The organism is Ruegeria sp. C12 (genome assembly GCF_056537745.1).
On sequence record NZ_JBQFSA010000003.1, the window covers coordinates 315,315 to 327,523 of the forward strand.

Genomic DNA, 12,209 nt, shown 5'->3' on the forward strand with positions numbered 1-12,209 from the left:
AACGTAGGTGCCGGTTCGGGTAAGGTCAAGATATCTGGGTGCGGGCCAGTGCATCCGTCACAAGATCGTGTGGCAACCACATCAGGTCCGCCGTGCGGGTCCACAGGATCGCCGTGCGAATGGTCTTGTCGGGATAGATCTGCGCCAGCGCCTGCGCATAGGCCCCCATCTGGCGCAGCAGGCCTTCGGGGCAGGTCTCGGCACTATCCGGAACGGTGGCATTTGATTTGAAATCAATCACATGCACTTCTTCTTCCGTCACGATCAGCCGGTCAATAACACCGTGCATCCGCTGCCCGTTCAGGTCGGCGGATACCGGCACCTCGGCCAGCGTATCCGGGGCGAACACGGGGCTGAGGGGGGGCGCCGTCAGAACGGCCATGGCTTCGTTCAGCAACTCGGTTCGATCCGCGTCGTGCATATCGGGCAGAAGCCGGGCGCAAAGCTGTGCCCAGGTGTCCTGTGCGCTGCCGGGCAGGTGCTCCAGCAACAGATGCAGCCGAGTGCCGCGCAGCTTTGCGGCCTCTTCATCCTGACCGGCATCACCGGGCAGCGCCTTTGCCCCGCCAAGTTCCGACGGGCTGATGGTTTCCTCGATCTGCGGTGCATCTGGGGCGGCTTGCGCGCAGAACGCGGGCAGATCATACGCCGTTTCCGGCGCGGCGTGGTGTTCAACGCATGGCAGGGCATCCCAATCCCCATTCGCCAATCGCCGCTTGCCCGAACCTTCAAGCTGGGTCGCCCCTGCCCGTTCCATCGCGGTCTCGACCATCTGGTACCAACTGGTCCCATCCTTGCCGACATCCCCCGCGGCCGCCACGATCAACCACTTTTCAGCCCGTGTTAGAGCCACATAGAGCAGGCGTAGCCGTTCGTTTTCCTCGCGGCTTCGGGCCTCATCCCGTGCCTGAGAGATCAGCTTGGGCGACACATCCGCAGGCACCTTCCACAACGGCGTTCCATCCGCGACCATGATCTCGGCATCGCGCGGGGCCTGCCGTTTTCCGGTATCTGGCAGGATCACGATGGGCGCTTCCAACCCTTTTGAGCCATGCACCGTCATCACCCGGATCATGTCGCCCACACCGCTCATCTGCCGTTTGATTTCCAGATCGTCGGTCTGCATCCAGACCAGAAACCCGGTCAGGCTGGGAATATCCGTGCGCTCATAAGCCAAAGCCTGCGATAGCAGCGCGTTGATCCCATCCTCGGCCTCGGCCCCCAACCGCCCCAACAGCTTTCGCCGCCCGTCATGGCGGGTCAGAATGCGTTCGATCAGGTCATAAGGGCGCAGGAAATCGATCTGCCCGCGCAGGTCGTTGAGCACGGCCAGCGTTTCAGGAAATTCCTCGGCCCGGTTGCGCAGCGCGGCCCACAGGAATTTCTCTTTCCGCCGATGGGCCAGATCGAACAACGCCTGTTCGCTCCATCCGAACATCGGTGATTTCAGGACGGTGGCCAGCGACAAGCTGTCCTCGGGTGTGGCAAGGAAACTCAGCAGCGCGGCCAGGTCCTTGACCGCCAGCTCAGCGCCGACTTTCAGGCGATCAGCCCCGGCAATGGGCAGGCCCTGGGCCTTGCAGGCGCGAATGATCTCGGCAAACAGGTCTGAGCGGCGCTGGACCAGGATCAGGAAATCACCCGGCCGTACTTTGCGGCGGACAAACGTACCGGGCGTTTCGCCATCTTCGGGGACCGTCTCACCCTGCTCGATCATGCGCTTGATCGACCCTGCCACCTGCTCGGCCAGAATGACGGTGTGGTGGCGCGAACCGGGCCGGTCAACGGGGTCGGTCCAGTCGCCATCCTCGTCATCTTCGACCTTTTCGACCACCGGCCACAGATCGACGCGCCCCGGCAGATCCGCCTTGAACGCGCGGTGTTGGCTGTCCTTGTGAAACCCCGCATCGGTGCGGTTTTCGAACAGAATATCGACCAGCGACAGGATCGCGCTGGAGGATCGGAACGAGTATTCCAGCGTAGAATCCCAAAGTTTAGAGCCTGATTCTGTCAGCTTTCGCCCAAACTCAGCCTGCATCCGATCAAAGGCTTGCGGGTCCGCGCCCTGAAACGAGTAGATCGACTGTTTCTTGTCCCCGACCACGAAAATCGTGCGTTCGACTCCGGATCGGGCCCCCTCCCCGCTGGTGAATTCCTGAGCCAGCTTCTCGACCACATCCCATTGATCCGGGCTGGTATCCTGCGCCTCATCCACCAGAATATGGTCGATGCCACCATCGAGTCGGTACAGCACCCATTCGGCCACCGCCGGGTCGTTCAAAACCTGTCGTGCGCGCAGGATCAGGTCGTCGAAATCCAGCCAACCGCGCAGCTGCTTGCGCCGCTCGTATTCCGGCAGGAAAGCGGCGGCAAAGCGATGCAGAACGGCCGTTTTCTGCGAGGCCACCAGTGCGAGGCGCTGTTCGCGCGCGGCCTCGACCCGCAACATCAACGCTTCGAGTTGCGGCATCCGGTCAGCCAGCGCGCCTTCGCGCAGGGCCTTGGTCGGGAAGCCGTTGATCTTGGCGGTAAAGGGTTCTTTTGCGCCTTTGCCGGTCAGAAACACAGCCTCAAGCATGGGCAGATGTGTCAACCGCGCCTCGGTGAAGCCAGAGAGTTTCGCCGCCGCCTTGGCGTTGTTGCCGCCGCTTTCGATCAGCGCGGGCAACATGGATTGAATCAACTCGACCTCGCCACCCAGAAACACCCGGGCCAGCAACTGGTCTTCGTCGAACCCTTCGGACAGCCCAAAACGCTGCAACAGGTCGGTGTGTTGTAACGGCTGTGCGAACAGGTTGCGCCGTTGCGCAACCGCTGCTGTCACCTTGTCAAAATCTGTATCGGTGACGAACCGTACAACATCCTCGATCAACCCGGCTTGGGGGCCTTCGGCGAAATCCTCAATGATTTCTTCGCGCAACAAGGCGGCGGCCCGGTCTTCCATCTCGGCGAATTGCGGGCTGACCCCGGCTTCCAACGGGAAACGGCGCAGCAGCGAGGCGCAGAACGAGTGAATGGTCTGGATTTTCAGCCCGCCCGGCGTTTCAATCGCGCGCGCAAAAAGCGTGCGTGCCTGCGCCAGCCGGTTGGGATCGATGATACCTTTGACCCCCAAATCGGTCAGTTGTTGCAACAGCGATGCGTCGCCCAGCATCGCCCATTCGCCCAGCCGTTTGAACAACCGGTTCTGCATCTCGCTGGCGGCGGCTTTGGTATAGGTCAGACACAGGATGTGTTGGGGCTGCACCCCGTCCAGTAACAACCGCGCCACGCGGTCGGTCAACACCCGCGTTTTGCCCGACCCCGCATTGGCCGCCAGCCAGGTCGAAGCATCGGGGCGCGCGGCCTGCACCTGCCGCTCGGTCGCGTCGTTGCGAGGGGTCATGTCAAGTCCTCGGGGCGGGTTTCGGCGGTGCGATCCCATTCGCCGAACCGGGCCAGATGGTCATAGTCGCCAATGTCGGTGTCCTTGTGCAGCATCCGGCGAGAGGAAAAGCCCTGATCAGGCTCTAAATAGGCCGAAACAAGCTCTTTCAACTCAGCCAACACCTTGTCTGCGGGTTCCTTGTTCAGCGGTGCGGCGACCTCTTTGTAACTGCCGCCCATGCCGATAAAGATCGCCTCGGCCACGCTGACGGGGTCGATCCCTTCGATGGCACCCTGCTCGGCCATGGCGGACTCGATCAACAGCTGTTTGTCGAACTTGGCCTGCTGGCTTTCGCTCGGTGGCGCGCCGGTTTTGTAATCGATAATCCGCAGCGCGCCCCGGCTGTTGCGGTCGATCCGATCGGCGCGCCCGACAATGGTGAAATCCAACGGCGCAAGCACCAGCTTCATCGCGGCCTCAAAGGCCACCGGCCCGCCATCGCCCCGGCGCGCGGTTTCGGCGGGCAGGAAAGCGTCGGCAATCCGTTCCAGCCGCGCCAGCCATAATTTGCGCGCGGTCGGCCAGGCGACATGGGTTTCCAGCAGATCATGTGCGCGTTTCAGGAAATTCTCGCGGGTCAGCAAGGCGGTATCCAACACGCTGTCCTTGACAAAATGTTCGAGGATTTCGTGGATCACGATCCCGCGCAACAAGGCATCTGGGGCCTGCACCAACGGGTCCAGCGGTTTCAGGCGCAGCACATGCTTGGCGTAGATCGAGTACGGATCGCGGATCAGCCGCTTGATTTCGGTCACCGACAGACGCCGGGGCCGCGCCGCGACCGGAGGGCGTGGGGACGGGCGGTGCGCCGCATCGATCCGGGGGGCCTGTTCCAGCGCTTTCGCCCAACTCAGGTACGTTTGACCGCGCGCGCGCATGTCTTTCAGAGCCTCTCGGCCTCCCTGATCGGGCAAACCCTGCAGCAGGTTGGTCAGGCGGTTCAGCCACCGCGACGGCACAGTTTCCGCATCGTCCGAGCGGGTGGCGCGGGTCAGGCAGACCTCGGTCGCGCCGATGGCCTGCTGGAAATCATGCGCCGAAAGGCCGATCCGGCGTTCTGGCAGCAACAGCCCCGCCTTGTCGCGCATCTGACGGTTCAGCCAGGGGTCAGGCGCAGGGGCCTCGGGCCAGCTACCTTCATTCAGGCCGCCCAGAATCAGCAGATCGGCCCCCTGCACGCGGGCCTCAAGCGTTCCCCAGATCATGATGTTGGGATGCGGGGCGTCGCGGTCGCGGACCTCTTCCCCGGCCAAAAGCGCACCAAGTAAGTCGGCGAAATCATGGGCGGTCATGGGCCCGCCATGGTGCGCCTCATCCTGCAGGGCGGTCAAAACGGCCAGCGCCTTTTGCCCCGCGTTTTTGTCCCAGAGCGTGCCTTGTTCGCCTGCACTGCCGGCTGAAATGGCTTCGGCCAGAGGCCGCAAGCGGTCAACCCATTCGGTCAGCGGGCGCTCACCGGTGACTTGCTGATCACAGAAATGCGCTCCGACCCAGTTCAGCCAATCCGCAGGCGCGTCGGTGCGAATGGCCGAGGCCGTCAGGCTGACATGATCGGGAAACGGGGCGCCATAGCGGCGCAGATCCAGTTCCAGATCGCGGGTGTGCAGCAGATGCGCGCCACGCTCAGCTCCGTCATGGCAAAGCGGGTGTTTCAGCAGGGTCAGCAAAGCCTCACCATCCAGCCGACGGGCATACAACCCCGCGACATGGCGCAGAAACCGGCCCGGAGGCGACAGTTGCAAGGGCAGGCCTGCGCTGTCATCGGGCAGGATGTTCCAACGGTCCAGCGCCGCACTGACCTGTCGGGTCAGCATCCGATCCGGCGTGATCAGGGCGGCGGTCTGGCCGGTTTCAGCCGCTTGCCGCAGTCGCAGGGCGATGGCCAGCGCTTCGGACCGGGGCGAGTCCGCCTCGATCAGTGTCAGGTCCTTGGTCGCAAGGTCCAGATCCGCCAGTTGCGGGCCTTCGGACATCCAGGCGTCGGTGATCGGGGCAGGGCGCAAAGCCAGCGAAACCAACCGGTTACGCGCGGGTGACGGTGGTTGCTTGTCCGTCCAGGGCTGAATCTGATCGGGGGTCAGTTCCAGCGCGTGCATCAGCTTGCGGAAGCGGTATTGCGGATGATCCTCTGAGGTCAGCGCCTCATCCAGACGATCCCAAACGGCATCCGGCTGGTCAAAATCATAACCCGGCAAGATCAACGCGCCCTGCGGCAAGCGCGCAACGGCCTGCATCAGCATCAGCGTTGTACCGCGCGATCCGGTCGATCCGGCCAGGATTACGGGATGCTGAGGCGGCGCGCCCTGCCAGCGGGCAATCAGGTTCTCGACCACACGACGTTGGCGGGCCTGCGCATCCATCGCCTGATCGCCTGCATCGACAAAATGATCGGCGATGCCGATAAACGCCTGTGCCCGCGCCCAATGGCCAGACATGTCGCTGACATCCAATTGCCGGATCGCGTCGGGTGAGACACCTTCGCCCTGCATCTCATCAATCAGCGCCGCCAGACTGTCGGACAGATCAAACAGTGAGGCGCGCGCGGCCAGATCGGGCTGTTGTTCTAACAGTTTCGAGATCAGCTGCGTCAGTTCCAACCGCCGCCGCAGGGGCGGAATGGCGGGCGGGATTTGCGCCAGATCGACGCTTTCCCCCAGATCGGTGACCAGAGACAGCCGGGGCAGCAGGCAGGGCGGGCCCTGATCGAACAGGTCCCGCACGCGGCGCGCCATGCGGCGGGTATTGACCACCAGTTGCACCCGCGCCAGCGCCTCGGGCGGGCCATCGCTGCGTTGGTGCAGCCCGTCGACCAGCGCCTTGGGAAAGTCGGTGCCGGGCGGAACGGCGAATACGCGGGGCAGGGCGCTGGGTTTAAACATCGGCCAGCAACCCTTCGGCCAGGGCAATCCCCTCGGGTCGTCCGACATCGCACCATCGACCGGGGTATTCGGTTGCAAACAGCCGATTTTGGTCCTGCATCCGGTTCCAAAGCAGGTTGAGAGAGAACGCCTGTTCCGAAAATTCTGCCAAGCGATCCGTTTTGATGATCTGCGCGCCACCATAAACCAGGCCCGGCCCGCGCGTGATCCGGCCTTCGGCATCTGCAGTGAAATCGCCGGTGCCGCTGTGACCCACCGTGTGGGCAATGGGGATGCACATCAGCAGGGCATCCATCCTTTGCGGATCCCACACGTTTTGCAGCAAGGTCAATGGGTTCGGCCCGGCCCAGACCGCGTCGGTGTTCAAGGTGAAGACCGGGTTTGACGCCAGCAGGGGCAAGGCGGCACGCAACCCGCCACCGGTTTCCAGAATCTCGGGCTCTTCCCGCGATAGCAGCACCCCCTTGGGCGTAAGATGCGCCGCAAGCTGATCGGCATGGTAGTGCAGGTTTACGACCACGCGTTCGGGATTTAAACCTGCCACATGGTCCAAAGCGTGATCGATCAGAGGTTTCCCTGCCACTTCGATCAAGGGTTTGGGCCGGTCTTTGGTCAACGCGCCCATGCGGGTTCCAAACCCGGCGGCAAACATCATGACCGCGGTCGGAGCGTTGGTCATACCGCCCTCAGCCTCGCCAGATTTTCAGGGGTCGGCTCGGGCAGCGCCTCCCGCACTACATCTGCCACGGAAAGCAGGGCAGGATGTTCCAGATCGCGCATCAGGTGCGACCATGTCGCAGGGATCAGGTCAATGTAATGTCGTTTTCCATAATCCGTGGCCAATCGCGCAAACCCGCCCAGAATACGCAGGTTCCGTTGTGCGCCCAGAACGCTGTAAGCGGTTCGGAAATCGTGATCATTCATGCCCGAGGCCGCAACATAGCGGTTGATCATCTGCATCTCGGTCCCCACCGAAACCGACCGGCGGACATCCTGCAGCAAGGACACCAGATCATAGGCCGGGTGCCCCAGCATCGCGAGTTGGAAGTCCAGCAAGCCGACCCGCTGCACCCCGTTACGATCCGGCATCCAGATCAGGTTTTCGGCGTGATAATCGCGCAGAACCACCACCTTTGTGCCTGAGGTTTCACGGTGCAGAATATCGGAAAACCGGCTTTCGAACCGGGCCAGCGCGTCGGTGTCGTGGTGCCCCAGAATGCCCTGGGCATATTTCGTGAAGGACAGCGATGACAGCTCGGTCATCAGCGCCGGGTCGTAGGACGGTAAAGACAGCGAGGGCGCATTGTGCAGGTGAAGCAGCACATCGGTCGCGGCCTCATACAGCGCGCGTTCCTTGCCGGGGTCTTTGTCCAGAACGCGGGCGAACAGGTCATCGCCCAGATCCTCCAGCAGCAGAATGCCAAATTCGGCGTCTTCGGCGTAGATCTCGGGGACGTTCAACCCGACCGAGCGCAGGTATTCTGCAACCCGCACAAACGCGTTGACGTCTTCGCCCTTTTCGGGCGGCGCATCCATCAGAACGGCGGTGCGGCCGGTCGCGTGATCGGTCAGACGCTCATAGCTGCGGTTCGACGCGTCCCCGGCCAGAGGCGCGCGGCGGGCCCCGGCCCATGGGGTCTGCGCGATCAGCGCCTCGGTCAGTATGGCCCGGTTGGTCATGTGGTCGTCTCCAGTTTTTGCGACCATTTCGGGTCGGACCATTTAAGCGTCAGGTGGCGGGTTTCTTCCGCGTTAGGGTCTGTTTCGAACACAAGACTTAACGCAGATTGCGGCGTCAGAGGACCCAGTTTATCGGGCCATTCAACCAAGCAGATCGCGGTTTCAAACGCGTCGATCAGGCCCAGTTCTTCGACCTCTTCGACCATGCTCAGCCGGTAGAGATCGCAATGCCAGACCTCACCGGCTTGCGTGTCATAGGCCTGAACTAGAGTGAATGTGGGTGAGGGCACATCCTCGGGCACCTGCATCAGCGACTGGATCAGGCTGCGGGCGAAATGCGTCTTACCGCTGCCGATGGGCCCTTCAAGCAGCACAATATCGCCGGGGCCGAGGGTGTTGCCCAATCGGGTGGCAAAATCGGCGGTGTCGTCCGGGGATGTCAGGGTAAGGGAAACAGGCGGCATCGTCATGGCGCCACAATGGCCTCGCGCCCGCGCGGCTGCAACCCGGTTCAGGCGCTGATTTGCTGGATTGGAGTTCGGTCCAGCACGGCGGCGTCACAGGCAAAGCGCACAATGGTCGCGCCGTTCTGCATTGGGGTCACCGTGCACTCCAGTTTGGTGCCGTCGCGCATCCCGATCTCAGCTGACCATTCGGCCCGGTTGTCGCGCATTTCAACGAAATCGCGGATCTCGCCCAGAATGGGCGTGGCAACACAACGCTCCTGCCATTTGCGGGTCACATCCATGACCGAGTCGCTGTGGAATCCTGCATCCTCGGCATCGCCCCAAAGCTTTTGATAGGCGTAGTTGGTCAGCGCCAGCGTGCCATCATCCGCAAAGACGGCAATGGCATCTGCCAGCTTGTCCAGAATCGATTGCATCAGGTCCATTTCCGCACGGAACCGGCGGGTCAGGGTGATTTCGGCTGTAATATCTTCGAACAGAAAGGCGACGGCCCCATCGGGGTGTGGACGGCCGCTGACGGAATAGACCGAGCCGGACGGCAGCGACCAGGTTTCCTGATAATTCCCATCCTCTGCCGCCTCGAGCAGATCGTTCATCTGCTTGCGCCAAGACCGGTAATTTTTGGGTTCCGGCATCATATGCTGATCCCGCAGCCGGTCAAAGAAACTGGACAGGCTGGGACGGCAGCTTAGGAAATCCGGGGGCAGGGTGGTCAGGTCGATCAGGGCCGGGTTGAACAGGGCCAGCTGACGGTTGCGGTCAAAGATGGCCAGACCGATGGACAGCTGAGCAAAGGTCTTGGTCATCGTCTGCACGAATTTGCGCTGGGCGGTTTCCGCCTCGACAATCGCGTTGACGTCCATGGCATAGCACAGGCAGCCCTCGTCATGTTCGATCTGGGTCAGGTCGAACCATAACTGACTGTCGCTGCCGACAACATCAATCGGGATGCGGGTTTTCCCGGCAGGTCTTGGGTCACCCTTTTGGGTCGGAAACAGTGGCGCAGTCAGATCCACGTCCTGACCGCGCGCCTTGCGGGCCAGCGCGATATAAGCGGCGTTGCACCACGTAACCCGGTTTTTGTGGCCCCAAAGCCAGACCGGATAGGGGGCCTGATCCATCGCCAGACGGATCGGATCGTTCGGATCGCGCAGTTGGCTTTCGGATGATTTCGCAGGTTCGTGCAATTGCACCCGTACGATTCCGTCGATCCATTCGCACAGAACCTCTCGTTCAACCGTGCAATCGATGGCAGAGACCACCAGACTTCCCTGATCGCGCACGATATCCGGCGTTTCCGGAAAGTTGGGGAAGTCCCGCTGCAACAAGCGGCGCAGCCCGTCCCAATCTCCCACCTGCTCGAACCCTGCCAGCGCGATATCGGAATGGCTGATCAGCCGGTCCCCGTCGAACAGAAACACCGCGTCAAACAGCGAGGCGTTCGAAAACATCCCATAGCTGTCATCCCGGCGCGCGCGGCGCGGAAGCAGCCATTGAATGGCCAGACAGCACGATACAAGGCTGATTGTGGCCAGGATGATCCAGTCAGCCATAGAAAACCCCATGCCGGAACAAATGCTGGGATCAGACTATGGCTCTGATTGGTTAACGGTCTGTTAATTCAGACCTGGATGTGCTGGTTGCTGCCCGAGGGCACCGGCGTGTCGCCCTTTTGCGCGTCAATCAGCTTGCGCGGCCAGGACACTCGCACAATCGCACCCTTGTGGGCTGGGTTGTCGGACAGGTGCTGATAGGGGTCCGATCCGTTGGCAAATTCCAGTTCGGCCCCGCTGCGTTCCAGCAGGGTCTTGGCGATGAACAGGCCCAGCCCCATCCCTTCGTATTCCGGGCGGGCGCGCTGATCGGTCTCGGCCCGGCGACGGCGCATGAACGGATCCCCGATCCGCCCAATCAGGTGCGAGGGGTAGCCGCGACCGTCATCCATGATGCTGACGGTGATCTGATCCGTGGTCCAATGCGCCTCGACCCAGACATTGGCGCGCGAGAAATCCACTGCGTTCTGGATCAGGTTGCGCAGGCCATGAATGATCTCGGGTTTGCGCAGGATCGAGGGCTGTTGCACGTCCCCATCCTGTGCCGGGCCTTCGGCGAAGTGAACCATCTTGCCGCGCTCGATATGCGGTTCCGCGGCCTCATGCACCACGGTCGAGATCGGCGCCTGCCGCAGATGCAGGTCATCCTTCCCGGCTCGGCCCATATCGCGCAGGATATCGCGGCAGCGGTCGGCCTGTTCGCGGATCAACGCGGCGTCTTCTTTCAGGTCGGGTCGGTCATCCAGCTCTTCGATCAACTCGGAACTGGTCAGTTTGATCGTGGCCAGAGGCGTCCCTAATTCGTGTGCGGCAGCGGCAACCACACCGCCCAGATCGGTCAGCTTCTGCTCACGCGCCAGGGCCATATGGGTGGCCGACAGCGCCTCGGACATGGATTGCACCTCGGAACTGACGCGGTGCGAATAAGCGCCGATGAACACGATGGCGATCAGGATCGCGGCCCAGTTGCCGAACAGAAGAATATCCGGAATGCGCAGAATCAGCCCGATATCGGTGCGCAGGGGCAGGTGAAATTCGGCCAGCAGGGTGGCCAGAATGATGGCAACGCCACCAACGATCAAAGTGGACCGCGTGCTCATGACATTGGCCGAGATCGTGACGGGCCCCAGCAACAGCAGGGCAAACGGATTGTTCAGACCGCCGGTCAGGTACAGCAGAAACGCCAGTTGCATCAGGTCGAACAGCACCATCAGGAAGTTTTCGAATTCGGTCAGGCGCTTGTTCTGCGGGAACAGGAAAATCGCGGTCAGATTGCCCATGACCGAAACACCGATGGCCAGATAGCACAGCCCAACCTCAAGCTGCACGTGATAGGTTTGCTGGGCCACGGTGATCGCGGTGATCTGCCCCACGATGGCCACCCAGCGCAACAGGATCAGCGTGCGCAGCCGGATCCAGCTGCTGCGCTCCTGGCCGCGCCAAAACGTCTGGTTGGAATCTGCCATCGGTCGATTATGTCCTGTTGCATCGGCTGATCATCTTGATAGGTGTCCCGGCCGAAACGATCAACAACCCCTTGCGCACGGATAATCGCCATGACCCGCCTGTATGCTGTTCTCGCAACCGTTGTTCTGGCTATTGGCCTTGGGGCCATGTGGCTTTTGACGCAAGGGTCGGGCTCGGACGACAAGTTCGCGCAATGCCGGTCCAGTCAGATCGCCGGGGGTACAGCGGCCATTGGCGGGCCGTTCGAGCTGATTAACGGCAAGGGCGAGACGGTAACTGACGCAGATGTGATCACCGAACCGACGCTGGTTTATTTCGGCTATACCTTTTGCCCCGATGTCTGCCCGTTCGATATGTCCCGCAACGCCGAGGCGGTCGATATTCTGGCCGGGCGCGGGTATTCCACGACGCCCCTGTTCATCTCGATCGATCCGGATCGGGACACGCCCGAGGTGGTCGGCGACTATGCCTTCAACCTGGGTGGCAAAACCATCGCGCTGACGGGATCGCCCGAACAGGTCAAGGCCGCCAGTCAGGCCTACAAGACCTATTACAAGGCCCATGACAAAAGCGATGAATACTATCTGGTCGATCATTCGACATTCACCTATCTGGTGACGCCCGAGGATGGGTTTCTGGAGTTCTTCAAGCGCGACGACACCGCCCAGCAGATGGCCGACAAGGTTGGCTGTTTCCTCGATCAAGGCGCGTCCTGACAAGGTTGTTTGACCTTTGT

At 61.8% G+C, this 12,209-nt stretch carries 8 protein-coding genes; 1 reads left to right on the forward strand and 7 read right to left on the reverse strand.

The genetic code is table 11. From position 1 onward, the window contains the following. Positions 1–25: 25 nt before the first annotated feature. From addA to regB, 7 genes are all read right to left on the reverse strand, one after another. Positions 26–3,385 carry a double-strand break repair helicase AddA gene (gene addA / locus ACR0C9_RS08950; RefSeq protein ID WP_480780829.1) on the reverse strand — a complete coding sequence of 1,120 codons (3,360 nt, stop codon included), beginning with the start codon at positions 3,383–3,385 and terminating at the stop codon, positions 26–28. After that, entirely contained in the window at positions 3,382–6,306 is a 2,925-nt protein-coding gene (gene addB, locus ACR0C9_RS08955; protein WP_480780830.1) for a double-strand break repair protein AddB, read from the reverse strand. Before addB ends, addA begins: the two co-directional genes overlap by 4 nt. Beyond that, the gene (locus tag ACR0C9_RS08960) at positions 6,299–6,985 is read right to left on the reverse strand and encodes a nucleotidyltransferase family protein (RefSeq protein ID WP_480780831.1); all 687 of its coding nucleotides are present in this window, start codon (positions 6,983–6,985) and stop codon (positions 6,299–6,301) included. The genes addB and ACR0C9_RS08960 overlap by 8 nt, the downstream gene beginning before the upstream one ends. Beyond that, entirely contained in the window at positions 6,982–7,986 is a 1,005-nt protein-coding gene (locus tag ACR0C9_RS08965; RefSeq protein WP_480780832.1) for an aminoglycoside phosphotransferase family protein, read from the reverse strand. The genes ACR0C9_RS08960 and ACR0C9_RS08965 overlap by 4 nt, the downstream gene beginning before the upstream one ends. Further along, positions 7,983–8,456, reverse strand: a complete 474-nt coding sequence (gene tsaE / locus ACR0C9_RS08970) for a tRNA (adenosine(37)-N6)-threonylcarbamoyltransferase complex ATPase subunit type 1 TsaE (RefSeq protein ID WP_480780833.1) — start codon at positions 8,454–8,456, stop codon at positions 7,983–7,985. The genes ACR0C9_RS08965 and tsaE overlap by 4 nt, the downstream gene beginning before the upstream one ends. A gap of 41 nt (positions 8,457–8,497) precedes the next feature. After that, positions 8,498–10,006, reverse strand: a complete 1,509-nt coding sequence (locus ACR0C9_RS08975) for a PAS-domain containing protein (RefSeq protein ID WP_480780834.1) — start codon at positions 10,004–10,006, stop codon at positions 8,498–8,500. Between the two features lie 68 nt (positions 10,007–10,074). Next, positions 10,075–11,472 carry a sensor histidine kinase RegB gene (gene regB, locus ACR0C9_RS08980; protein WP_170453323.1) on the reverse strand — a complete coding sequence of 466 codons (1,398 nt, stop codon included), beginning with the start codon at positions 11,470–11,472 and terminating at the stop codon, positions 10,075–10,077. A 90-nt stretch (positions 11,473–11,562) separates the two neighbouring features. Between regB and ACR0C9_RS08985 the strand changes: the two genes are divergently transcribed. Next, positions 11,563–12,189 carry an SCO family protein gene (locus ACR0C9_RS08985; RefSeq protein ID WP_170453322.1) on the forward strand — a complete coding sequence of 209 codons (627 nt, stop codon included), beginning with the start codon at positions 11,563–11,565 and terminating at the stop codon, positions 12,187–12,189. Positions 12,190–12,209 lie beyond the last annotated feature (20 nt).

Excerpts from the sequence above, each read along its gene's own strand:
- addA (WP_480780829.1), bottom strand. The coding sequence starts at position 3,385 with ATGACCCCTCGCAACGACGCGACCGAGCGGCAGGTGCAGGCCGCGCGC.
- addB (WP_480780830.1), bottom strand. The coding sequence starts at position 6,306 with ATGTTTAAACCCAGCGCCCTGCCCCGCGTATTCGCCGTTCCGCCCGGC.
- ACR0C9_RS08960 (WP_480780831.1), bottom strand. The coding sequence starts at position 6,985 with ATGACCAACGCTCCGACCGCGGTCATGATGTTTGCCGCCGGGTTTGGA.
- ACR0C9_RS08965 (WP_480780832.1), bottom strand. The coding sequence starts at position 7,986 with ATGACCAACCGGGCCATACTGACCGAGGCGCTGATCGCGCAGACCCCA.
- tsaE (WP_480780833.1), bottom strand. The coding sequence starts at position 8,456 with ATGACGATGCCGCCTGTTTCCCTTACCCTGACATCCCCGGACGACACC.
- ACR0C9_RS08975 (WP_480780834.1), bottom strand. The coding sequence starts at position 10,006 with ATGGCTGACTGGATCATCCTGGCCACAATCAGCCTTGTATCGTGCTGT.
- regB (WP_170453323.1), bottom strand. The coding sequence starts at position 11,472 with ATGGCAGATTCCAACCAGACGTTTTGGCGCGGCCAGGAGCGCAGCAGC.
- ACR0C9_RS08985 (WP_170453322.1), top strand. The coding sequence starts at position 11,563 with ATGACCCGCCTGTATGCTGTTCTCGCAACCGTTGTTCTGGCTATTGGC.